Annotated in this window: 19 protein-coding genes and 1 pseudogene; 17 read left to right on the forward strand and 3 right to left on the reverse strand. The window is 70.1% G+C overall.

All coding sequences use genetic code 11. From position 1 onward, the window contains the following. The first annotated feature begins 11 nt into the window (after positions 1-11). The 12 genes and pseudogenes from NYO98_RS01160 to NYO98_RS01215 all read left to right on the forward strand — a co-directional run bounded on the left by NYO98_RS01160 (position 12) and on the right by NYO98_RS01215 (position 14,961). Positions 12-1,352 carry an NADH-quinone oxidoreductase subunit D gene (locus tag NYO98_RS01160; RefSeq protein ID WP_268109686.1) on the forward strand — a complete coding sequence of 447 codons (1,341 nt, stop codon included), beginning with the start codon at positions 12-14 and terminating at the stop codon, positions 1,350-1,352. Beyond that, positions 1,349-2,056 carry an NADH-quinone oxidoreductase subunit NuoE gene (nuoE, locus tag NYO98_RS01165; RefSeq protein WP_268109687.1) on the forward strand — a complete coding sequence of 236 codons (708 nt, stop codon included), beginning with the start codon at positions 1,349-1,351 and terminating at the stop codon, positions 2,054-2,056. Before NYO98_RS01160 ends, nuoE begins: the two co-directional genes overlap by 4 nt. Further along, the gene (gene nuoF, locus NYO98_RS01170; protein WP_268109688.1) at positions 2,053-3,363 is read left to right on the forward strand and encodes an NADH-quinone oxidoreductase subunit NuoF; all 1,311 of its coding nucleotides are present in this window, start codon (positions 2,053-2,055) and stop codon (positions 3,361-3,363) included. Before nuoE ends, nuoF begins: the two co-directional genes overlap by 4 nt. Then, positions 3,360-5,801: an NADH-quinone oxidoreductase subunit G gene (locus NYO98_RS01175; protein ID WP_268109689.1), complete on the forward strand. Its 2,442-nt coding sequence runs from the start codon at positions 3,360-3,362 to the stop codon at positions 5,799-5,801. Before nuoF ends, NYO98_RS01175 begins: the two co-directional genes overlap by 4 nt. After that, the gene (nuoH, locus tag NYO98_RS01180) at positions 5,801-7,150 is read left to right on the forward strand and encodes an NADH-quinone oxidoreductase subunit NuoH (RefSeq protein ID WP_268109690.1); all 1,350 of its coding nucleotides are present in this window, start codon (positions 5,801-5,803) and stop codon (positions 7,148-7,150) included. Before NYO98_RS01175 ends, nuoH begins: the two co-directional genes overlap by 1 nt. Continuing rightward, positions 7,143-7,700: an NADH-quinone oxidoreductase subunit NuoI gene (nuoI, locus tag NYO98_RS01185; RefSeq protein WP_268109691.1), complete on the forward strand. Its 558-nt coding sequence runs from the start codon at positions 7,143-7,145 to the stop codon at positions 7,698-7,700. Before nuoH ends, nuoI begins: the two co-directional genes overlap by 8 nt. 67 nt (positions 7,701-7,767) lie before the next feature. Further along, a pseudogene (locus NYO98_RS01190) lies at positions 7,768-8,598 on the forward strand (NADH-quinone oxidoreductase subunit J); the annotation flags it as partial. Beyond that, a complete protein-coding gene (gene nuoK, locus NYO98_RS01195) occupies positions 8,595-8,888 on the forward strand; it encodes an NADH-quinone oxidoreductase subunit NuoK (protein ID WP_191194425.1) in 294 nt (97 codons plus the stop codon). The pseudogene NYO98_RS01190 and the gene nuoK, both read left to right, overlap by 4 nt. Before the next feature lie 94 nt (positions 8,889-8,982). Beyond that, positions 8,983-10,893, forward strand: a complete 1,911-nt coding sequence (nuoL, locus tag NYO98_RS01200) for an NADH-quinone oxidoreductase subunit L (RefSeq protein ID WP_268110676.1) — start codon at positions 8,983-8,985, stop codon at positions 10,891-10,893. Next, positions 10,890-12,377, forward strand: coding sequence for an NADH-quinone oxidoreductase subunit M (locus NYO98_RS01205; RefSeq protein WP_268109692.1), 1,488 nt, complete (start codon positions 10,890-10,892; stop codon positions 12,375-12,377). The genes nuoL and NYO98_RS01205 overlap by 4 nt, the downstream gene beginning before the upstream one ends. Beyond that, a complete protein-coding gene (gene nuoN / locus NYO98_RS01210) occupies positions 12,374-13,966 on the forward strand; it encodes an NADH-quinone oxidoreductase subunit NuoN (RefSeq protein WP_268109693.1) in 1,593 nt (530 codons plus the stop codon). Before NYO98_RS01205 ends, nuoN begins: the two co-directional genes overlap by 4 nt. A gap of 17 nt (positions 13,967-13,983) precedes the next feature. Then, positions 13,984-14,961 carry a polyprenyl synthetase family protein gene (locus NYO98_RS01215; RefSeq protein WP_407673856.1) on the forward strand — a complete coding sequence of 326 codons (978 nt, stop codon included), beginning with the start codon at positions 13,984-13,986 and terminating at the stop codon, positions 14,959-14,961. Between the two features lie 75 nt (positions 14,962-15,036). On the opposite strand, the gene rarD is transcribed toward NYO98_RS01215, so the two are convergent. Beyond that, a complete protein-coding gene (rarD, locus tag NYO98_RS01220; protein ID WP_268109695.1) occupies positions 15,037-15,945 on the reverse strand; it encodes an EamA family transporter RarD in 909 nt (302 codons plus the stop codon). Between the two features lie 100 nt (positions 15,946-16,045). Between rarD and NYO98_RS01225 the strand changes: the two genes are divergently transcribed. Then, the gene (locus tag NYO98_RS01225) at positions 16,046-16,456 is read left to right on the forward strand and encodes a hypothetical protein (protein ID WP_268109696.1); all 411 of its coding nucleotides are present in this window, start codon (positions 16,046-16,048) and stop codon (positions 16,454-16,456) included. A 24-nt stretch (positions 16,457-16,480) separates the two neighbouring features. Here NYO98_RS01225 and NYO98_RS01230 read toward each other — a convergent pair whose 3' ends face one another. Both NYO98_RS01230 and NYO98_RS01235 read right to left on the reverse strand, forming a co-directional pair. Then, complete coding sequence (locus NYO98_RS01230; RefSeq protein ID WP_407673858.1) at positions 16,481-17,599, reverse strand: 2-oxoacid:ferredoxin oxidoreductase subunit beta; 1,119 nt, start codon at positions 17,597-17,599, stop codon at positions 16,481-16,483. 14 nt (positions 17,600-17,613) lie between these two features. Next, positions 17,614-19,539 carry a 2-oxoacid:acceptor oxidoreductase subunit alpha gene (locus tag NYO98_RS01235; RefSeq protein WP_268109698.1) on the reverse strand — a complete coding sequence of 642 codons (1,926 nt, stop codon included), beginning with the start codon at positions 19,537-19,539 and terminating at the stop codon, positions 17,614-17,616. Positions 19,540-19,770: 231 nt separating this feature from the next. On the opposite strand from NYO98_RS01235, the gene NYO98_RS01240 reads away from it, so the two are divergent. From NYO98_RS01240 to NYO98_RS01255, 4 genes are all read left to right on the forward strand, one after another. Further along, a complete protein-coding gene (locus tag NYO98_RS01240; RefSeq protein ID WP_268109699.1) occupies positions 19,771-20,808 on the forward strand; it encodes a sulfate ABC transporter substrate-binding protein in 1,038 nt (345 codons plus the stop codon). Positions 20,809-20,835: 27 nt separating this feature from the next. Further along, the gene (gene cysT / locus NYO98_RS01245) at positions 20,836-21,684 is read left to right on the forward strand and encodes a sulfate ABC transporter permease subunit CysT (protein WP_268109701.1); all 849 of its coding nucleotides are present in this window, start codon (positions 20,836-20,838) and stop codon (positions 21,682-21,684) included. Then, positions 21,677-22,552, forward strand: a complete 876-nt coding sequence (locus NYO98_RS01250; protein ID WP_268109702.1) for a sulfate ABC transporter permease — start codon at positions 21,677-21,679, stop codon at positions 22,550-22,552. The genes cysT and NYO98_RS01250 overlap by 8 nt, the downstream gene beginning before the upstream one ends. A gap of 69 nt (positions 22,553-22,621) precedes the next feature. Beyond that, positions 22,622-23,599, forward strand: a complete 978-nt coding sequence (locus NYO98_RS01255) for a sulfate/molybdate ABC transporter ATP-binding protein (protein ID WP_268109703.1) — start codon at positions 22,622-22,624, stop codon at positions 23,597-23,599. The last annotated feature ends 57 nt before the right edge of the window (positions 23,600-23,656 follow it).

Consider the following 23,656-nt stretch of genomic DNA (forward strand, 5'->3'; position numbering starts at 1 on the left):
AGTGTGACGGTATGAGTACGGATCAGGACATCTTCGCAGCGCCCGGCGAGACCAGCCAGGGCCGCGTCTTCACCGTCACCGGCCAGGACTGGGACTCGATCACCGACAGCATCGGCGAGTCCGCCGAGGAGCGGGTCGTGGTCAACATGGGCCCGCAGCACCCCTCGACCCACGGCGTGCTCCGGTTGATCCTCGAGCTCGAGGGCGAGACGGTCACCGAGGCCCGCTGCGGCATCGGCTACCTCCACACCGGCATCGAGAAGAACATGGAGTACCGCTCCTGGGTGCAGGGCACGACCTTCTGCACCCGCATGGACTACCTCTCCCCGTTCTACAACGAGGCGACCTACGTGCTCGGCGTCGAGCGGCTGCTCGACATCGAGGACGACGTCCCGGAGAAGGCGCAAGTCATGCGAGTGCTCCTCATGGAGCTCAACCGCATGTCCTCCCACCTGGTCGCCATCGCGACCGGCGGGATGGAGATCGGCGCCCTGACGGTGATGACGATCGGCTTCCGCGAGCGCGAGCTCGTCCTCGACCTCTTCGAGCTCATCACCGGCCTGCGGATGAACCACGCGTTCATCCGCCCCGGTGGCGTCGCGCAGGACCTGCCACCCGGCGCGCTCGACGAGATCCGCGACTTCGTCACCCTGATGAAGAAGCGCCTGCCGGAGTACGCCGCCCTCTGCAACGCCAACCCGATCTTCAAGGGTCGCCTCGAGGGCGTCGGCCACCTCGACCTGGCGGGCTGCATCGCGCTCGGCATCACGGGTCCGGTGCTCCGCTCCACCGGCTACGCCTGGGACCTGCGCAAGACCCAGCCCTACTGCGGCTACGAGGACTACGACTTCGAGGTCCAGACCTGGGACACCGCCGACTCCTACGGCCGCTTCCGGATCCGCCTCAACGAGATGTGGGAGTCGCTCAAGATCGTCGAGCAGTGCGCCGACCGCCTCGCCGGCCTCGAGGGCGCGCCCGTGATGGTGGGCGACAAGAAGATCGCGTGGCCCAGCCAGCTGGCCATCGGCAGCGACGGCATGGGCAACAGCCTCGACCACATCCGCCACATCATGGGCGAGTCGATGGAGGCGCTGATCCACCACTTCAAGCTGGTCACCGAGGGCTTCCGCGTCCCGGCCGGCCAGGCCTACGTCCCGATCGAGTCGCCTCGCGGCGAGCTGGGCGCCCACGTCGTCTCCGACGGCGGTACGCGTCCCTTCCGCGCCCACTTCCGCGACCCGTCGTTCACCAACCTGCAGGCGACGAGCGTGATGAGCGAGGGCGGCATGGTCGCCGACGTCATCGTCGCCATCGCCTCGATCGACCCGGTCATGGGAGGAGTCGACCGATGACCTCTGACATCAACGGGGCCGAGAGCCTCGAGCGCGCCGGCCTGGACGAGACCACGTGGGCCGAGCTGCGCGAGATCGCGGACCGCTACCCGGAGAAGCGCTCGGGCCTGCTGCCGATGCTGCACCTCGTGCAGTCGGTCGAGGGCCGGGTCACCCCCGAGGGCATCGAGGCCTGCGCCGAGATCCTCGGCATCAGCGCCGCCGAGGTCAACGGCGTCGCGACGTTCTACACGATGTACAAGCGCAAGCCGGTCGGCGACTACCACGTCGGCGTCTGCACCAACACGCTGTGCGCGGTCATGGGCGGCGACCTGATCTTCGAGCGGCTCAAGGACCACCTCGACGTCGGCAACGACGAGACCACCGAGGACGGCAAGATCACCCTCGAGCACGTCGAGTGCAACGCGGCCTGTGACTACGCCCCGGTGATGATGGTCAACTGGGAGTTCATGGACAACCAGACCCCCGAGTCGGCCGTCCAGGTCGTCGACGACCTGCGCGCCGGCCGGGAGGTCCACTCCACCCGCGGGCCGCGGCTGTGCACCTGGCGCGAGGCCGAGCGCGTGCTCGCCGGCTTCCCCGACGACCGCGCCGACGAGGGCCCGGCCGCCGGTCCCGCCTCGCTGGCCGGACTGTCGATCGCCCGCGAGAGGGGCTGGACGGCCGGCGCCGCCTCCGACCGAGCCGAGGGAGAGAGCAAGTGACCGACACCCTGACCCCGGTCCTCACCGACAACTGGGACGCCGACCGCGCGTGGACGCTGGCGTCGTACGAGGAGCGTGGTGGCTACGCCGCCCTCGACAAGGCGTTCGCGATGACGCCCGACGACGTGATCAGCACCGTCAAGGACTCCGGTCTCCGCGGTCGCGGTGGCGCCGGCTTCCCGACGGGCATGAAGTGGGGCTTCATCCCGCAGGACAACCCGCGGCCGAAGTACCTCGTCGTCAACGCCGACGAGTCCGAGCCGGGCACCTGCAAGGACATCCCGCTGATGATGGCCAGCCCCCACACGCTGGTCGAGGGCGTCATCGTCAGCTCCTATGCCATCCGCGCCAACACCGCCTTCATCTACGTGCGCGGTGAGGTCCTCCACGTCATCCGCCGCCTGCAGCGCGCGGTGCAGGAGGCCTACCTGGCCGGCCACCTCGGCAAGAACATCCACGGCTCGGGCTACGACCTCGACCTCATCGTGCACGCCGGTGCCGGCGCCTACATCTGCGGTGAGGAGACGGCCCTGCTCGAGGGCCTCGAGGGTCGTCGCGGCCAGCCGCGCCTGCGGCCCCCGTTCCCGGCCGTCGCCGGCCTCTACGCCAGCCCGACCGTGATCAACAACGTCGAGTCGATCGCCTCGGTGCCGAGCATCATCACCAACGGCGCCGGCTGGTTCGCCGGCATGGGCACCGAGAAGTCCAACGGCTTCGGCATCTTCAGCCTCTCGGGGCACGTGACCCGGCCGGGCCAGTACGAGGCCCCGCTCGGCATCACGCTCCGCGAGCTCATCGACCTCGCCGGTGGCATGCGCGAGGGACACGAGCTCAAGTTCTGGACGCCCGGCGGATCGAGCACCCCGCTCCTCACGCCGGAGCACCTCGACGTGCCCCTCGACTTCGAGTCCGTCGGCGCCGCCGGTTCCATGCTCGGCACCCGCGCGCTGCAGCTCTTCGACGAGACCACCTGCGTGGTGCGTGCGGTGCTGCGCTGGACCGAGTTCTACAAGCACGAGTCCTGCGGCAAGTGCACCCCGTGCCGCGAGGGCACGTGGTGGCTGACGCAGACGCTCGCCCGGCTGGAGAAGGGCCAGGGCGACGAGGCCGACCTCGACCTGCTGCTCGACCAGTGCGACAACATCCTGGGCCGCTCGTTCTGCGCGCTCGGCGACGGCGCGACGAGCCCCATCTCGAGCTCGATCCAGCACTTCCGCGACGAGTACCTCGCGCACCTGACCCACGGCGGCTGCCCGTTCGACCCGGCCGCCTCGACCGCCTTCGCACCCGTTGGAGCCAGTGCATGACGACCACCCCCGAGCGCACGGAGGTCGAGACCGTCACCCTGACGATCGACGGCGTCCAGGTCAGCGTCCCCAAGGACACGCTGGTCATCCGCGCCGCCGAGCAGGTCGGCGTGCAGATCCCGCGCTTCTGCGACCACCCGCTGCTCGACCCGGTCGGGGCGTGCCGCCAGTGCCTGGTCGACATCCCCGACGCCGGCAACGGCCGCGGCTTCCCCAAGCCGCAGGCCTCGTGCACCCTGCCGGTCGCCGAGGGCATGGTCGTCAACACGCAGGCGACCAGCGAGGTGGCCGACAAGGCCCAGCAGGGCGTCATGGAGTTCCTGCTCATCAACCACCCGCTCGACTGCCCGGTCTGCGACAAGGGCGGCGAGTGCCCCCTGCAGAACCAGGCGATGAGCAACGGCCGCGGGGAGAGCCGGTTCGCCGAGCGCGGCGGCATCAAGCGCACGTTCCCCAAGCCGATCAACATCTCCGCCCAGGTGCTCCTCGACCGCGAGCGATGCGTGCTGTGCGCGCGCTGCACCCGCTTCTCCGAGCAGGTCGCCGGCGACCCCTTCATCGCCCTCGCCGAGCGCGGCGCGCTGCAGCAGGTCGCGATCTACGAGCGCGAGCCCTACGAGAGCTACTTCTCCGGCAACGCGATCCAGATCTGCCCGGTCGGCGCGCTCACCTCGGCCGACTACCGCTTCCGCTCGCGTCCCTTCGACCTCGTCTCCACGCCCGGTGTCGCCGAGCACGACGCGTGCGGTGCCGCGATCCGCATCGACCACCGTCGCGGCAAGGTCATGCGGCGCCTCGCCGGCAACGACCCCGAGGTCAACGAGGAGTGGATCAGCGACAAGGACCGCTTCGCGTTCCGCTACGCCCAGACCGCCGACCGGATCACCTACCCGCAGGTCCGCGAGGACGGCGAGCTGCGTCCCGCGTCGTGGACCGAGGCGTTCGCCGTCGCCGCCCGGGGCCTGCGCGACGCCGGCGCAGCGGCCGTGCTGACCGGCGGCCGGCTCACCGCCGAGGACGCCTACGCCTACGCCAAGTTCGCCCGCGTCTCCCTCGGCACCAACGACATCGACTTCCGGGCCCGCCCGCACAGCGCGGAGGAGGCGAGCTTCCTCGCGTCCCACGTCGCGCTGTCCGGTGACGTCACCTACGCCGACCTCGAGGCGGCGCCCGTCGTGGTGCTGCTCGGCCTCGAGCCGGAGGACGAGGCGGCGACGCTCTTCCTGCGGCTGCGCAAGGCCGCCCGGCGCGGTCGTACGCAGGTCGTGTCCGTCGCGCCCTACGCGTCGCGCGGCCTGACCAAGATGAACGGCCGGCTCGTGCCCGCGGCGCCCGGCGCCGAGGTCGAGGTGATCGGCTCGCTCAAGGACGCCGAGCACGGCGTGTCCAAGGACGCCGTGATCCTGGTCGGCGAGCGCCTCGCCCAGACGCACGGCGCGCTCAGCGCCGCCGCCGAGCTCGCCGCCGGCACGGGCGCCCGCATCGCGTGGGTGCCGCGCCGTGCCGGCGACCGCGGTGCGGTCGAGGCCGGCGCCCTGCCCAACCTCCTGCCCGGTGGCCGTCCGCTCACCGAGGCGTCCGCGCGCGTCGACGTGGGAGCCGCCTGGGGCGTCGAGTCGCTGCCCGCCAAGGTCGGCCGCGACGGCAACGCCATCGTCGCCGCGCTGGTCAAGGGCGACCTCGGTGGCCTCGTCGTCGGCGGGGTGGACCCCGACGACACCGCCGACCCGGCCGCGTTCCGCGCCGCCCTCGACGCGGCCGGCTTCGTGGTCAGCCTCGAGCTGCGCGAGACCGACGTGACGCGCGTCGCCGACGTCGTCCTGCCCGTGGCCCCGGTCACCGACAAGGCCGGCACCTTCGTCACGTGGGACGGGCGGACGCGGTCCTTCGACGCGGTGTTCGCCAACCCGTCCTCGCTGCCCGACCTGCGGGTCCTCTCCGGCATCGCCGACGAGATCGCCGCGATCGGTCACGGCCGTCCGCTCGGCTTCCGCACGGTCGCCGAGGTGCGCGACGAGATGCAGTCGCTCGGCCCCTGGGACGGTGCCCGTCCGGCGCTCGACGCCGGCAAGCCGCCCAAGCCCGCCAAGGCCCGCAAGTCGGGCGGGACCGCCTTCGCCCTCGCCACCTGGAAGCAGCTCGTCGACCTCGGCTCGATGCAGGACGGCGAGGAGCACCTCCGCGCCACCGCCCGCCGGCCGGTCGCCCGCCTCAGCCGTGCGTCGTACGAGTCGGTGCTCGGGATGCTCGAGGCCCAGCCCGGCAGCGAGCAGCTGGTCACCGTCACCGGCGACCGGGGGAGCGTGACGCTGCCCGTCGTCGTCGCCGACATGCCCGACGGTGTCGTCTGGGTCCCGGCCCGGTCCTTCGGTCGCGGCGTCCTCGCCGAGCTCGCCTCGCCCGGCAGCACGGTCACCCTGAAGGGAGCAGCGCAGTGATGCACCTCGCCCCGCTGGCAGCGGACCTGCCCGACCCGGGCCTGGCCGCCTTCGGCCAGGACCCCTGGTGGGTGATCCTGCTCAAGGCCGTGCTCATCTTCCTGGTCCTGGTCCTGCTGACGCTCTTCAACATCTGGTTCGAGCGCCGCGTCGTGGCCCGGATGCAGCACCGCGTCGGTCCCAACGTGCACGGACCGTTCGGCCTCCTGCAGTCGCTCGCCGACGGCGTGAAGCTCGCGCTGAAGGAGGACATCATCCCGAAGTCGGCCGACAAGGTCGTCTTCCTGCTGGCGCCGATCATCGCGACCGTGCCGGCGTTCATCACGTGGGCGGTGATCCCGTTCGGGCCGGTCGTCAACTTCTTCGGCCACGAGACCCCGCTGCAGCTGACCGACATGCCGGTGGCGGTGCTCTTCATGCTCGCCATCGCCTCGATCGGCATCTACGGCATCGTGCTCGGTGGCTGGTCCTCCGGCTCCACCTACTCGCTGCTCGGCGGCCTGCGCTCGAGCGCCCAGATGATCTCCTATGAGGTCGCGATGGGCCTCGCGCTCGTCGCGGTATTCCTCTACGCCGGGTCGATGTCGACGTCGGAGATCGTCGCCGCCCAGGACCGGCTGTGGTTCGGCCTGATCCTGCTGCCGTCGTTCGTCATCTACATGATCTCGATGGTCGGCGAGACCAACCGCGCACCCTTCGACCTCCCCGAGGCCGAGGGCGAGCTCGTCGGCGGCTTCCACACCGAGTACTCCAGCCTGAAGTTCGCCCTGTTCTTCCTGGCCGAGTACATCAACCTCGCCACCGTGTCGGCGATCGCCACGACGCTGTTCCTCGGCGGCTGGGCGGCGCCATGGGGCATCGAGAACGTCTGGGAGGGCGCCAACAGCGGCTACTGGCCCCTGCTGTGGTTCTTCGGAAAGCTGTTCTGCTTCATCTTCCTGTTCGTCTGGCTGCGCGGCTCGCTGCCCCGCATGCGCTACGACCAGTTCATGGCGCTGGGCTGGAAGATCCTGATCCCGGTCTCGCTGGCCTGGATCGTGGCCGTCGCGACCATCCGCGTCATCTCGCTCGAGGGCAACATCAACCGCACCTACCTGGTGGCCGCGATCGCCGTCCTCCTCGTCCTCACCGTCGTGCTGATGTTCGTGGGCGACAAGGGCGAGAAGTCCGGCGCCGCGACCGGCGAGGGCGCCCCGGCCGAGGCCGACGAGCCGCACGACGCGTACGCCGGTGGCTTCCCCGTGCCGCCGATGCCCGCAGGCGGTGCCGTGCGCGGAGGCGCCGCCCCGCTGACGTTCGCCCAGAGCCGCACCACCGTCACCGCTGCAGCGGAGGAGAACCATGAGTGAGTCCCCTCAGTCCGAGCAGGGGTCCAAGGGCATCAAGGAGAGCCTCTGGGACCCGATCGCCGGGTTCGGCGTCACCTTCCGGACCATGTTCAAGAAGGTCGTCACCGAGCAGTACCCGTTCGAGAAGCTGCCGACGGCACCGCGCTTCCACGGCCGCCACCAGCTCAACCGCTGGCCCGACGGCCTCGAGAAGTGCATCGGTTGCGAGCTGTGCGCCTGGGCCTGCCCGGCCGACGCCATCTACGTGGAGGGCGCGTCCAACGTCGACCTCCCCGACGGCTCGGGGCGCTTCAGCCCCGGCGAGCGCTACGGGCGCGTCTACCAGATCAACTACCTGCGCTGCATCCTGTGCGGCCTCTGCATCGAGGCGTGCCCGACCCGCGCGCTCACGATGACCAACGAGTACGAGCTGGCCGACGACAACCGGGCCGACCTGATCTACGAGAAGTCCGACCTGCTCGCGCCGCTGCTGCCGGGCATGGAGGAGCCGCCGCACGCGATGCGGCTCGGCGACGACGAGGGCGACTACTACCGGGGGGCCACGAGATGAGCCACCCCACGACGTACTCGGCCTCCTCCGCCTCGCTCCCGCGTCCGACGACTTCGAGGGGACCCCGACCATGACCTTCTGGATCCTGGCCCCGATCATGGTGGCCGCCGCGCTGGGCATCCTCTTCGTCCGCAAGGCCGTGCACGCCGCGCTGCTCCTCGCCGTGGTGATGATCAGCCTGGCGTTCCTCTACGCCGTGCTCGACGCCCCGTTCCTCTTCGCGGTGCAGATCATCGTCTACACCGGCGCGATCCTCATGCTGTTCCTGTTCGTGATGATGCTGATCGGCGTCGACGCGACCGACTCGGTCGTCGAGACGATCCGCGGCCAGCGCGTGATGGCGGTCGTCCTCGGCCTGCTCTTCGGCGTCGTACTAGTCCTCGGCATCAGCCAGGTCACCCTCGGTGCGGTCGTCGGGCTCGACGAGGCCAACGCGGGCGGCAACGTGCCGGCCATCGCCAACATCCTGTTCTCGCGCTACGTCTTCGCCTTCGAGGCGACCAGCGCCCTGCTCATCACCGCCGCCCTCGGCGCGATGGTGCTCGCCCACCGCGAGCGCCTCACCCCGAGGTCGACGCAGGCCGACCTGGCCGCGCAGCGTCTCCGCGACTACGCCGAGCACGGCAAGCACCTCGGCCCGCTGCCGTCGCCGGGCGTCTACGCGCGCCACAACGCCGTGGACACCCCGGCCCTGCTGCCCGACGGCACCGCCGCCGAGTCGTCGGTCTCGCGGGTGCTCGCCGCCCGTGGCACGGTCCGTTCGGCCCCCGCGCTCGCCGACGACATCGACGACGTACGCCGCCAGATCGGTGACCCCGCCACCATGCCCGAGACCTCGGGCAAGGCCGGCGCACCCGCCACCACGGAAGAGGACGTCGAGAAGGGCGTGGACAAGTGACCCAGTACATCGTCCTCTCGGCGATCCTCTTCACGATCGGCTGCGTGGGTGTCCTCACGCGCCGCAACGCCATCGTGGTGTTCATGTGCATCGAGCTGATGCTGAACGCCTGCAACCTGGCGTTCGTGGCCTTCGCCCGTCAGCACGGCAACCTCGACGGCCAGATCACCGCCTTCTTCGTGATGGTGGTGGCGGCGGCCGAGGTCGTGATCGGGCTCGCGATCATCATGACCATCTTCCGCACCCGACGCTCGGCCTCGGTCGACGACGCCAGCCTGCTGAAGTACTGAGGGAGAGCTCGTGAACCTGTTGTCCCACTCGGTCCTCGCTGCCGGCCTGCCGATGGCCGAGGAGGGCGGCCACGCGCCCGTGGTCGCGCCCGACATGGGCGCGGGCGGCGTGTTCGACCTGCTCTGGCTGGTCATCGCGCTCCCGGCGCTCGGCGCCGTCCTGCTGCTCGGCGTCGCACCGTTCCTGCCGACCTCGCTGAGGGCCGCCGCCGACAAGCACGGCCACCTCCTCGGCACCGCGATGGCGGCGCTGTCCTTCGTGCTCAGCCTCGTGCTGTTCTTCGCGCTGCTGGGTCGTGACGCCGAGTCGCGCCAGGTCGGCCAGCACCTGTGGACCTGGTTCGAGACCGGCTCGCTGACGGTCGGCATGGACCTGCTCTACGACCAGCTGTCCGCTCTGTTCCTGCTGCTGATCACCGGCGTCGGGTCCCTGATCCATCTCTACGCCATCGGCTACATGGAGCACGACCCCCGTCGCCGCCGCTTCTTCGGCTACCTCAACCTGTTCGTCGCGGCGATGCTCGTGCTCGTCATGTCGGCCAACTTCGTGGGCCTGTTCCTGGGCTGGGAGGGCGTCGGCCTGGCGTCGTACCTCCTCATCGGGTTCTGGCAGCACAAGCCGTCGGCCGCTGCCGCCGCCAAGAAGGCGTTCGTCATCAACCGGGTCGGCGACATCGGCCTGTCGCTGGCGATCGCCCTCATGTTCGCCACCTTCGGCACCGCCGACTTCGGTGGCGTCAGCGAGCTGGCGGGCGAGGCGAGCCAGAGCACCCTCAACGCGCTCGGCCTGCTGCTCCTGCTCGGCGCGTGCGGCAAGTCCGCGCAGGTGCCGCTGCAGGCGTGGCTGCTCGACGCCATGGAGGGCCCGACCCCGGTCTCGGCCCTCATCCACGCGGCGACCATGGTCACCGCCGGCGTCTACCTCGTCGTGCGCTCCAACTTCATCTACGACCTCACGCCGGTTGCCCAGACCGCGGTCGTCGTCGTCGCCACCGTCACGCTCCTGTGGGGTGCGATCCTCGGTTGCGCCAAGGACGACATCAAGAAGGCCCTGGCCGGGTCGACGATGAGCCAGATCGGCTACATGATGCTCGCCGCGGGCCTCGGCCCCGTGGGCTACCCGTTCGCGATCTTCCACCTGCTCACGCACGGCTTCTTCAAGGCCAACATGTTCCTCGGTGCCGGGTCGGTCATGCACGGGATGAACGACGACGTCGACATGCGCCACTACGGCGCGCTCCGCAAGGCGATGCCGGTCACCTTCCTGACCTTCGCGATGGGCTACCTCGCCATCATCGGCTTCCCGGGCTTCTCCGGGTTCTGGTCCAAGGACCGGATCATCGAGACCGCGCTCGCCGACAACCTCCTCGTCGGCGTCCTCGCCCTCGTCGGTGCCGGCATCACCGGCTTCTACATGACCCGCCTCATGCTGATGACCTTCTTCACCAGCAAGCGGTGGGAGCCTGACGTCCACCCGCACGAGTCGCCCAAGGTGATGACGGTCCCGCTGATCGTGCTGGCCGCGCTGTCGGTCCTCGGCGGCATCCTGCTGTTCAACGACTGGATCGTCACCTGGCTCGAGCCGGTGACCGGTCAGGTCGAGCACCACGAGCCGCCGTTGCCGGCGCTCGTGATCACGCTGATCATCACCGCCGTCGTCGCGCTCGGCGTGGCCGCCGCCTGGTTCCTGGTGGGCAGGCGCGAGGTCCCGCGCGAGGCCCCCCAGGACGTGTCGTTCGCGACCCGGGCCGCCCGCGCCGACCTCTACGGCGACGCGATCAACGACGCGGTCGTCGTACGACCCGGAGCCGAGCTCGTCGGTGGCCTGACCACCTTCGACCGCGTCGGCGTCGACGGTGCGGTCGAGGGCGGCTCGGCCGCCGTCGCCGGCCTGTCCACGACGATGCGCCGCGTCCAGAACGGCTTCGTCCGCTCCTACGCCCTGTCCCTCCTCGGTGGCGCCCTGCTGGTCGTCCTCGCTCTGCTGGCGGTGAACCTCGGATGATCCTGACTGTCCTGATCCTGCTGCCGCTCGTCGGCGCCCTCGTCACGGCCGTCGTGCCGGCCGCGGTCGCGCGGCTGGTCGGCCTCGGCTTCGCCGCCGCGACCCTCGTCGCCGGCATCGTGGCCGCCACGCAGTACCACGTCGGCGACGGCATGCAGCTCACCGAGACCTACACGTGGATCGACTCGCTGGGCGTCCACTACGCGCTCGGCGTCGACGGCCTCGGCCTGCTGATGGTCCTGCTCACGGTCGTCCTCGTGCCGATCGTGATGCTCGCCGGCTGGCACGAGGCGGACGCCCCGGGCAACAACGGCGCCAAGGCGTTCTTCGCCTGGACCCTGGGCCTCGAGGCCATGTCGCTGGCCGTCTTCACCGCCACCGACGTGCTGCTCTTCTACGTCGTGTTCGAGGCGACGCTCATCCCGGCCTACTTCCTCATCGGCGGCTTCGGCCGCGCCGGACGGGGACGTGCCGCGACCAAGTTCCTCATCTACCAGCTCGCCGGCGGGCTCATCATGCTCGCCTCGGTGATCGGGCTCTACGTGGTCTCCGCCGACGCGGGCAACCCGAGCTTCCTCATCAGCGACCTCGCCGCGCTCGACATCGACGAGACCACGCAGCGCTGGCTGTTCGTCGGCTTCTTCATCGCCTTCGCCATCAAGGCGCCGATGTTCCCGGTCCACACGTGGCTGGCCGACACGACGGAGAAGGCGACCACCGGCACCTCGGTGCTGCTGGTCTGCATCCTCGACAAGATCGGAACGTTCGGCATGCTGCGCTTCTGCCTCGGGCTGCTGCCCGACGCCTCGCAGTGGGCGACGCCGGTCGTGATCGTGCTCGCGCTGATCTCGATCATCTACGGCGCGCTGGTGGCCATCGGCCAGGACGACGTCCTGCGCCTGATCGGCCTCACGTCGCTCTCGCACTTCGGCTTCATCGTGCTGGGCATCTTCGTGTTCAGCTCGAACGGCAGCTCCGGTGCGATCCTCTACATGGTCAACCACGGCATCGCGACGGCGCTGATGTTCCTCGTCGCCGGGTTCCTCATCCGCCGGACCGGCACCGCCTCGATCCGCGAGATGGGCGGTGTCGAGAAGGCAGCCCCGGTGCTCGCCGGCTTCTTCCTGGTCGGGGGCCTCGCCGCGGCCGGCCTCCCCGGCCTGTCGCCGTTCGTCTCCGAGATGCTCGTCATCATCGCCGCGTTCGACCACCACTGGGTGGTCGGCTCGGTCGCCGTCCTCGCCATCGTCCTGGCCGCGTTCTACGCGCTCTGGATGTACCAGCGGACGATGACCGGTCCCGACCGTGTCGGCGCGGCGCCGGTGGTCGACCTCGACCGGCGTGAGGTCGGCATCCTCGCCCCGCTGCTGCTCGCGCTCCTGCTGTTCGGCTTCTACCCGATGCCGCTGCTCGACGTCATCAACCCGTTCGTCCACGACTCGCTCGCGAGCGTGGGCATCGGCCAGGAGGGTGGTCCCCAGTGACCGAGTTCGTGAAGCCCAGCATCGAGTACTTCGAGCTCTGGCCGCTGCTGGTCGTCTTCGGCGCCGCCTGCCTCGGCGTCGTCGTCGAGGCGTTCCTCCCGCGCTCGGTCCGCTACACCGCCCAGGTCGTGCTGGCCCTCGGTGGCCTCGTGCTCGCGCTGGTCGGCGTCGTGCTCGTCGGCCAGGACGTTCCGGAGTACGACGACGGCGCCGCGCGCGGCGTGCTCGCCGTCGGCGGGACGATCGCGGTCGACGGGCCCAGCCTCTTCATCTGGGGCCTCGTCCTCGCGCTGGCCATCGCCGGCGTGCTGCTCTTCGCCGAGCGGCAGCTCGACGGCGGGGTGTCGGCGTTCGCCGGCCAGGCCGCCGCCGTACCGGGCACCGACGCGGAGGCGGCGTCGATCGCGGCCAACCGCGAGCACACCGAGGTCTACCCGCTGCTGATGTTCGCGGTCTTCGGCATGATGCTCTTCCCGGCGGCCAACGACCTGCTGACGATGTTCGTCGGCCTCGAGGTGCTGTCGCTGCCGCTCTACCTGCTGAGCGGCCTCGCGCGCCGCCGCCGCCTGCTCAGCCAGGAGGCCGCGCTCAAGTACTTCCTGCTCGGCGCCTTCTCGTCCGGCTTCTTCCTCTACGGCGCGGCGCTGGTCTACGGCTTCGCCGGCTCGCTCGACTTCGCCTCGATCAACGAGGCCGTCCGCAACGACGTCGGCAGCCAGTCCCTGCTCCTCATCGGCACCGGCCTGCTCTCGGTCGGCCTGCTCTTCAAGGTCGGCGCCGTGCCGTTCCAGGCCTGGACGCCCGACGTCTACCAGGGCGCCCCGACCCCCGTCACCGCCTTCATGGCGGCCGGCACCAAGGTCGCGGCCTTCGGCGCGATCATGCGCCTGTTCTACGTCGCCCTCGGCGCGGACCGGTGGTCGTGGCAGCCGATGCTGTGGATCATCGCGGTCCTGTCGATGTTCGTGGGCGCCGCGCTGGCCATCACGCAGACCGACATCAAGCGGCTGCTGGCGTACTCGTCCGTCGCCCACACCGGCTTCATCCTCACCGGTGTCCTCGGCCTCCAGGCATCCGACCAGCTCGCCGTCGGCGAGATCAGCTCGGTGCAGGCCGTGCTCTTCTACCTCGCCACCTACGGCTTCGCGACGATCGGCGCCTTCGCCGTGGTCAGCCTGGTGCGCGACAGCGGCGGCGAGACCACCGCCATCGACCGCTGGGCCGGCCTCGGCAAGGAGTCGCCGGTGGTGGCGGCGGTGTTCGCCTTCTTCCTGCTGGCGATGGCGGGCATCCCGCTCACGTCCGGCTTCGTGGGCAAGCTCGCGGTCTTCTCGGTGGCCCTGGCGGCCGGCGCCTGGCCGGTCGTCGTGGCGGCCGTCCTCGCCAGCATCATCGCGGCGTTCCTCTACGTCCGGGTCATCAAGGTCATGTACTTCGACAAGCCCGTCGGCGACGGTCCGAGCGTGGCGTACCCGTCGGTGCTGACCGCGACGACCATCGCCGTCGGTGCCGCGATCACCCTCGTGCTCGGCGTGCTGCCGGGCCCGGTGCTGGATCTGGCGGCGGTTGCGGGAGAATTCATCAGGTGACCGACTCGCCCCTCGCAATGCCCGTCGTCGACGCCGCTCTCCAGGAGCGGCTGGTCGAGCGGATGGCGCGCATCGAGACGATGCTCGCCGACCACTGCCGGGGGCGCGCCCAGTTCGTCACGGAGGCCGCGACGCACCTGATGATGGCCGGCGGCAAGCGCTTCCGGCCGCTGCTGGTGCTGCTCGCGGCCGAGACCGGCCCGGACCCCGACGCGGAGGCGGTCGACACCGCCGCCTGCGTCGTCGAGCTCACCCACGTCGCCTCGCTCTACCACGACGACGTGATGGACGAGGCGGCCCTGCGCCGCGGCGCCCGCACGGCCAACGCGCGGTGGGACAACAACGTCGCCATCCTCACCGGCGACTTCCTCTTCGGACGCTCCTCGGAGCTCACCGCCGAGCTGGGGCCGGAGGCGGTCCTCATCCAGGCCCGCACCTTCACCCGGCTCGTCGAGGGCCAGATCATGGAGACCGTCCCGCCGGGCCCGGGCGAGGACCCGCTGGCGCACTACCTCGACGTCGTCGCCGGCAAGACCGGCTCCCTGATCGCCACGTCCGCCCGCTACGGCGCGATGTTCAGCGGCGCTCGCCCCGAGGTGGTGGAGGCCCTGAGCTCCTACGGCGAGATCGTCGGCTCGGCCTTCCAGCTCACCGACGACATCCTCGACATCGCCTCCGAGTCCGACGCCTCCGGCAAGACGCCCGGCACGGACCTGCGCGAGGGCGTACCCACCCTCCCCGTGCTCATGGCGCAGGCCTCCACCGACCCCGCCGACGCCCGCCTGCTGTCGCTCCTCGGCCGTCCGCTGACCGACGACGCCGAGCACGCCGAGGCCCTCGAACTGATGCGCCGCCACCCGGCCATGGAGCAGGCGCGCGACCACGTGCTGGCCGAGGCCGCCCGCGCCAAGAAGCTCCTCGAGGCCCTCGACCCCGGCCCCGTCCGCACGGCCCTGGAGTCCTTCGCCGACATCGTCGCGACCCGCTCCTCCTGATCACCGGTGGGCGGTGGCTGAGCCACCTTCCGGGCCGCCGGTTTGTGGGTGGCGCACCGCTCGACCGCGCGGGGCTCAGACGGCGCTGGCCTGCGCGACGAGCCGCAGCTGGCGGCGGCGGTGGTTGAGCGCCTCCACGGTGAAGATCGCCAGCGCGACCCAGACCAGGCCGAAGCCGATCCAGCGGCTGGCGGGCATGGCCTCCTCGAAGACCAGGATGCCGAGGGCGAACTGGATGGTGGGCGCGAGGTACTGCAGCAGCCCGAGCGAGACCATCGAGACCCGGATCGCGGCGGCGCCGAAGAGCATCAGCGGGACCGCGGTGATGACGCCGGTCGTGGTGAAGAGGAGCGCGTGCCCGGCACCGTGGCTGCCGAAGCTCGACTCGCCGGTGGCGACCAGCCACACGACGTACGACGCCGCGAACGGCGCGATGATCAAGGTCTCCAGCGTGATGCTCTCCACGGCTCCGACACCCGCCTGCTTCTTGAGCAGGCCGTAGGTGCCGAAGGAGAACGCGAGGACCAGCGCCACCCAGGGCGGGCGCCCGTAGTCGACGGTGAGGACGACGACCGCGACGAACGCGATGGCCATCGCGATCCACTGCAACCGCCGCAGGTGCTCGCCGAGGACGACCACGCCCATCAGCACGGTCACGAGCGGGTTGATGAAATAGCCCAGCGAGGTCTCGACGACGCGGCCGTTGTTGACCCCCCAGATGTAGCCGCCCCAGTTGACCGTGATGACGACCGCCGCGCCGCTGATGAGGAGCAGCCGGCGGCGGTCGCGCAGCAGCGCGCGGAAGTGCCCCGTGCGGCGCGCCAGCACGAGGATGACGAGCATCGTGAGCACCGACCAGACGATGCGGTGGGCGAGGATCTCGAGCGCCCCGGCAGGCTGGAGCAGCGTCCAGTAGAGGGGGAAGGTGCCCCAGAGGATGTAGGCCAGCGCGCCGAAGATCAGTCCGCGTCGGCTATCTGGCACTCCCGGAGTCTAGGGGCGGCCGGTCGCCTACCATGGAGCGGCCTCGGGGTGCGGACCCCGCAGGCCGGAGAAGTCATCATCACTCGAGGGGGAACTCACCATGCGGACTGTCCGCACCGTCCTGGCGGCCCTGGTCGCCGCACTGCTCCTGGTCGGCGGGCTCAGCACGAGCGCCGGCGCCGGGTCGCTTCCGAAGCGGATCATCGACGAGGTGCCGCCGAAGACCAAGCAGGTCTCCTACAACGCGTTCAAGCTCAAGGGCACGGTGATGGAGCCGCAGGTCGACGGCACCCTGCTGCCCTACGCCAACCAGAAGGTGAAGATCCTCAAGAAGGCGTGCGGCTCCTGCAAGTGGAAGACCGTGAAGAAGGTCAAGACCAACGACAGCGGCGTCTTCAAGACCCGCATCTACGCCCCGGACAGGGGTCGCTGGAAGTGGCGCTCGAAGGTCGACCACTCCGACGGCTTCGGCAACACCAAGGGCAAGGTCTGGACGCTCTACTTCGACTGAGCCCCGGTCACCCCGCCCCGACGATCAGAGGATCGTCCAGGTGTCGCCGCCGCCGATCAGCGCCGCCAGACGGGCGGAGCGGTCGGCGGTGGCGTCATTTCCGGCCGCGTCGGCGGCCGTGGCGAGCTGCTCGCGGGCCTGGTCGTCGTACGTCGGTCGCTGCACCTGGCGGAACACGCCGATCGGCGAGGTGTTGAGGTAGCCGGAGTCGGTGAGCCGCGAGATCGCGAAGGCCATCGTCGGGTCGTCGTTGTGGGCGTCGTGGACCAGGATGTCCGCGGCGTCCACGTCAGCGGTCGCGACCACCGCGACGCCACCGGTCGCGGCGTCGCGCACGAGGGCCTTCGCGCCCTTGCCCGCCATCGGCCCGTCCTCGAGCGTGGAGCCGAAGGTGATCTGCTCGCCGTGGACGAGCGGGATGATCGCGTCGGCCTTGGTCTCCGGCGACTTGATCGCGTCGAAGGCGCCGTCGTTGAAGATCGGGCAGTTCTGGTAGATCTCGACCAGCGACGTGCCGCGGTGCGCGGCCGCGGCGGCGAGCACCGAGGTGAGGTGCTTGCGGTCGGAGTCGATGGTGCGCGCGACGAACGACGCCTCGGCGCCGAGGGCCAGCGACACCGGGTTGAACGGGTGGTCGAGCGAGCCCATCGGGGTCGACTTGGTGATCTTGCCGGTCTCCGAGGTGGGGGAGTACTGGCCCTTGGTCAGGCCGTAGATGCGGTTGTTGAAGAGCAGGATCGTCATGTTGACGTTGCGTCGCAGCGCGTGGATCAGGTGGTTGCCGCCGATCGACAGCGCGTCGCCGTCTCCCGTGACGACCCACACCGACAGGTCCTCGCGCGCCGTGGCGATGCCCGTCGCGATCGACGGCGCCCGGCCGTGGATCGAGTGCATGCCGTAGGTGTCGAGGTAGTAAGGGAAGCGCGAGGAGCAGCCGATGCCGGAGACGAACACGATGTTCTCGCGGCGCAGGCCGAGGTCGGGCAGGAAGGACTGGACGGCCTTGAGCACGGCGTAGTCGCCGCACCCGGGGCACCAGCGCACCTCCTGGTCGGAGGTGAAGTCCTTGCCGGTCTGCGGGCCGTCGGCAGCCGGCACCTGCTCGGTCCCGGAGCGCAGGCCGGGGAGGCCGAGGTCGGTCAGCGGAGAGGTGGTCATCAGACGTGCTCCTTCTGGGTCGGCTCGCCCCACACGCCGAGCTCGACGTCGATGCCCTCGGCCTGCCCGACCAGCTCACCGATCGCGTGGGCGAGCTCGGTGGCCTTGAGGGGCAGTCCGCGGACGTGGTTGTAGCCCACGGCGTCGACGAGGTACTTCGCGCGCAGCAGCAGCGACAGCTGGCCGAGGTTCATCTCGGGCACGAGGACCTTGTCGTAGCCGGCGAGGACCTCGCCGAGGTTGCTGGGGAACGGGTTGAGGTGGCGCAGGTGCGCCTGGGCGACGTGGTAGCCGGCCTTGCGCACGCGGCGTACGCCGGCGCCGATGGGGCCGTAGGTCGACCCCCAGCCGAGGACGAGCACCTTGGCCTCGCCGGACGGGTCGTCGACCTCGACCAGCGGGATCGTGTCGGCGATCCGGTCGACCTTGGCCTGGCGGGTGCGGACCATGAAGTCGTGGTTGGCCGGGTCGTAGGAGATGTTGCCGTGCCCGTCGCCCTTCTCGAGGCCGCCGATGCGGTGCTCGAGGCCGGCGGTGCCGGGGATCGCCCACGGTCGCGCGAGCGTCTTCTCGTCGCGCAGGTAGGGCCAGAACTCGGCGTCGTCGCCGCTGCCGTGGTTCTTCTCCGTCGCGAAGCCCGGGTCGATCACGGGCAGCTCGTCGACGGCCGGGACTCGCCACGGCTCGGACCCGTTGGCGAGGTAGCCGTCGGAGAGCAGCAGGACCGGCGTGCGGTAGGTGACGGCGATCCGGGTGGCCTCCACGGCCGCGGCGAAGCAGTCGCCGGGGGACTGGGGCGCCACGATCGGCACCGGCGCCTCGCCGTTGCGGCCGAACATCGCCTGGAGCAGGTCGGCCTGCTCGGTCTTGGTCGGCAGACCCGTCGAGGGGCCGCCGCGCTGCACGTCGACGACGACCAGCGGGAGCTCGGTCATCACGGCGAGGCCGATCGCCTCGGACTTCAGCGCCACGCCGGGGCCCGAGGTGGAGGTCACGCCGAGGTGACCGGCGTACGACGCACCGATGGCGGCGCCGACGCCGGCGATCTCGTCCTCAGCCTGGAACGTGGTGACGCCGAACGACTTGTGCTTCGACAGCTCGTGGAGGATGTCGGAGGCCGGGGTGATCGGGTAGGTGCCGAGGAACACCGGGAGGCCGGACTGCACGCCGCCGGCGACGAGGCCGTAGGCGAGCGCGAGGTTGCCGGTGATGTTGCGGTAGGTGCCGGGCGGCAGCGTCGCCGGCTTGATCTCGTACTGGACGGCGAAGGCCTCGGTCGTCTCGCCGAAGTTCCAGCCGGCCTTGAACGCCGCCAGGTTGGCGTCGCGGATGTCGGGGACCTTGGCGAAGCGCTTGGTGAGGAACGTCGTCGTCGGGTCCGTGGGACGGCCGTACATCCACGACAGCAGCCCGAGCGCGAACATGTTCTTCGCACGCGACGCGTCCTTGCGGGAGAGACCGAAGTCCTTGACCGCCTCGATCGTCATGCCGGTCAGGTCGACGGTGTGCACGGCGTACGCGTCGAGGGTGTCGCCGTCGAGCGGGTTGTCGGTGTAGCCCGCCTTGGCGAGGTTGCGCGCGGTGAAGTCGTGGGTGTCGACGATGATCGTGGCGCCCTTGTGGAGGTCGCCGAGGTTGGCGCGCAGCGCGGCCGGGTTCATCGCGACGAGCACGTCGGGGGCGTCGCCCGCGGTGAGGATGTCGTGGTCGGCGAAGTGCACCTGGAACGACGACACTCCGGGCAGGGTGCCCTGGGGCGCCCGGATCTCGGCGGGGAAGTTCGGCAGGGTGACCAGGTCGTTGCCGAAGGCGGCGGTCTCCTGGGTGAACCGGTCACCGGTCAGCTGCATGCCGTCACCGGAGTCTCCCGCGAACCGGATGATGACGCGGTCGAGCTGCTTGACCTGCTTGTCGGTGTGGGTCACCTGCTGCCCTGCTTCCTACGTGTGACGAGAGTCGTCTCCCAACTGCCCACGATAGTCGCGGCGCCTGCGGTTTCCCGCCGCTCCCCACGTGATGGACGCCTCTCCGGTACCCCGTCCGCGCCGAGGGTGACCCACGACACGCGCCCGAAGTCCGGGCAATGTCACCGCGGTCAATAAAGTCATGTATCTTTCTCGACATTGCACACCGATCGAGAAAGTCGAGCATCCCCCATGCAGATCCGTTCACGTGCCGCGCTTGCGGCCGCACTTGTCGGGGCACTGGCCCTGTCCGCGTGCGCCCCCGGTGGCGCCAGCAGCAGCGACGAGGATGACTCCAACACCATCCACATCGTCGGCTTCGCGGTGCCCGAGGCCGCCAACAAGAACATCGCCACGGAGTTCACCAAGACGCCCGAGGGTGAGGGCGTCAAGTTCCAGACCTCCTACGGTCCTTCGGGGGACCAGAGCCGCGCGGTCGCCGCGGGGCTCAAGGCCGACTACGTCCACTTCTCGGTCCCGACCGACGTCACCCGCCTGGTCGACGAGGGCCTCGTGGCCGACGACTGGGACGCCGGTGAGAACAAGGGCGTCGTCTCGCGCTCGGTCGTGGTGTTCGGCGTCCGCGACGGCAACCCCAAGAACATCAAGGACTGGGACGACCTCATCAAGCCGGGCGTGGAGATCGTCACCCCCAACCCGGCGTCCTCGGGTGCCGCGCGCTGGAACGCCCTCGCCGCCTACGGCCAGGTGATCAGCGACGGTGGCACCGAGAAGGAGGCGAAGGAGTACGTCGACAAGTTCTTCAAGAACGTCGTCTCGCTGCCGAGCAGCGGCCGCGACGCCACCACCGCCTTCCTCGGCGGCACCGGCGACGTGCTGATGGCCTACGAGAACGAGGCGATCCTCGCCGCCCAGAACGACGAGGGCTTCGAGTACGTCATCCCCGACACCAGCCTCCTGATCGAGAACGCGGGCGCGATCCTCGAGGACGCCTCCGAGCCGTCGCAGGCCTGGCTGGACTTCGTCCTCTCCGACGAGGGCCAGAAGCAGTTCGCGCTCACCGGGTTCCGACCGATCCGCGACGACGTCGACTACGGCGGCACCGTCGAGGGCGCGGCCGACCCGTCCAACCCGTTCCCCGAGGTCCCGACGCTGCTCACGGTCGACGACGACTTCGGTGGCTGGGACGAGGTCTCGACGAAGTTCTTCGACGAGGAGAACGGGCTCATCTTCGAGGCCATCCTCGGCGCCGGCCTGTCGCTCGAGTGACCTGCGGCGCCTCACTCCCTCTTCACCATGACCTCAATTGAGATCGCAGCGGTCCGACCGGCGAGGACTCCTCGCCGGTCGGGGCCGCGCTCCACGCTCACGCGGTCGTCGGGGCTCGGGCTCGGCATCGCCATGATCTGGTTCAGCGCGCTGGTCCTGATCCCCCTGGCGGCCGTCGTCGTCACCGCCATCGACGGTGGCTGGGACGTCTTCTGGGCGACCATCACCAACGGCCAGACCGCGGCCGCCATCAGGCTCACCGTGTTCACCGCCGCCGGCGTCACCGCGGTCAACGTCGTGATGGGCCCGCTCATCGCCTGGGTCCTGGTCCGCGACCGCTTCTGGGGCAAGTCGGTGCTCGAGGTGCTCATCGACATCCCGTTCGCTCTCCCGACCATCGTCGCGGGCCTGGTGCTGCTCTCGCTCTACGGCACCGGCAGCCCGATCGGCATCGACATCGCCAACCAGCGCCCGGCCGTGTTCCTGGCGTTCCTGTTCGTGACGCTGCCGTTCGTGGTCCGCATGGTCCAGCCCGTGCTCGAGGAGCTCGACCGCGACGTGGAGGAGGCCGCGGCCTCGCTCGGCGCCAGCCGGTTCACCACCTTCCGCCGCATCATCCTGCCCAGCCTCACGCCGGCCATCACCGCCGGCGCGGCCCTGTCCTTCGCCCGCGGCGTCAGCGAGTACGGCTCGCTGGTCCTGCTCTCGGGCAACCTCCCGTTCAAGACCGAGGTCACCTCCGTGCGCATCCTCAGCAGCATCGAGAACGACAACGTGGCCGCGGCCGCGGCCGTCGCGACCGTGCTGCTGGCCATCTCGCTCGCGGTGATCGTGGTCCTGGACCTGATCCAGAGGCGGGTGGCCGCTCGTGGCTGACACCCTGATCGCCCCGGTCGCCGACGAGGCGCCTCCCGTCGAGGAGCGTCGCCGGTCCCCGCGGGTGCGCAAGACCCCCGTCACCTACCTGCTCCGGTTCATCGTCACCGCCTACCTGTTCTTCCTGGTGGCGTGGCCGGTGTCCCTGGTCGTGACCAACACCTTCGACAACGGCTGGGAGTCCATCCGCTCGCTCCTCGAGGACCCCGACATGGTCGTGGCGCTCCAGCTCAGCGCGTACGTCGCCGTGTGGTCGGTGCTCATCAACACCGTCTTCGGGGTCGGCATGTCGCTGCTGCTGGTCCGCTACGAGTTCCCGGGCAAGCGGGCGCTCAACGCCCTGCTCGACCTGCCGCTGTCCGTCTCGCCGATCGTCGTCGGCCTCGCGCTCGTGCTCGTCTACGGCGGTCGCAACGGCTGGTTCGGCCCGACGCTCGCCGGCTGGGGCATCGACGTCATCTTCTCGACGCCCGGGATCATCATGGCCACCACCTTCGTGGCGCTGCCCCTGATGATCCGCGAGCTCGTGCCGGTGCTCGAGGAGATCGGCATCGAGCAGGAGCAGGCCGCCGAGAGCCTCGGCGCCAACGGGCTCCAGCGCTTCTGGCGCATCACCCTGCCCTCCATCAAGTGGGGCATCACGTACGGCGTCGTGCTGACGCTGGCGCGCTCGCTCGGCGAGTTCGGGGCGGTCAAGGTCGTCTCCGGCAACGTGCTCGGCCAGACCCGCACCGCGACCCTGGCGGTCGAGGAGAAGTACCTCAACTTCGACCAGCAGGGCGCCTACGCCACCGCGTTCCTGCTCGCGATGGTCTCGGTCGCCTGCATCGTCATCGTCGGGATCATCCGGCCCAAGAACCACAACTGACCTCCCGACCCACACCCCCTGCCCGCACACCCCTGACCTCACACCCTGATCGACCAGAGAGGCACCACCATGAGCATCGAAGTGTCCGGCCTGAACAAGAAGTTCGGCGACTTCGTGGCGCTCGACGACGTCAACGTCACGATCCCGACCGGCCAGCTCACCGCCCTGCTCGGGCCCAGCGGCGGCGGCAAGTCGACGCTCCTGCGCATCATCGCCGGCCTCGAGAAGGCCGACACCGGATCGGTCTCCATCGAGGGTGTCGAGGCCACCCACCTGCCCGCGCAGAAGCGCAACGTCGGCTTCGTCTTCCAGCACTACGCCGTGTTCAAGCACATGACCGTGGCCAAGAACGTCGCCTTCGGCCTGGAGATCCGCAAGCGCCCCAAGGACGAGATCGAGCACCGCGTCCAGGAGCTGCTCAAGCTCGTGCACCTCTCGCAGTTCGCCCACCGGCTCCCCTCCCAGCTCTCCGGCGGCCAGCGCCAGCGCATGGCGCTCGCCCGTGCCCTCGCGGTGGAGCCGTCGGTGCTCCTGCTCGACGAGCCGTTCGGCGCCCTCGACGCCAAGGTCCGCAAGGAGCTGCGCGACTGGCTGCGCCGCCTCCACGACGACGTGCACGTCACGACCGTCTTCGTCACCCACGACCAGGAGGAGGCCATGGAGGTCGCCGACGAGATCGTCGTGATCAACGAGGGCCGCGTCGAGCAGGTCGGCAGCCCCGACCAGCTCTACGACGAGCCCGCCAACGACTTCGTGATGTCGTTCCTCGGCGAGGTCACCCACCTCGGCGGCATCTCGCTGCGGCCCCACGACATCGAGCTCGAGGCGTCGCCCCAGCTCGCGGGCAGCGTCGAGGGCACGGTCTCGCGCATGGTGCGGATCGGCTTCGAGGTGCGCCTCACGGTCCTCACCGTCGACGGCGACGAGGTCTCCGTGGTCGTGACCCGAGCCCACGCGCGCTCCCACGGGCTCCAGGAGGGCAGCACCGTCTGGCTCACCCCTGCGGCTGGTGCCACCGTGGTGCCGCGGATGGCGGCGGCCGTCTGACCACCCCGGGCTCCCACCGCAACACCACGCAGGGTTGCGGCGAGGGCTAGCGTGCGC

Source organism: Nocardioides pini, from assembly GCF_026712185.1.
Classification (GTDB): domain Bacteria; phylum Actinomycetota; class Actinomycetes; order Propionibacteriales; family Nocardioidaceae; genus Nocardioides; species Nocardioides pini.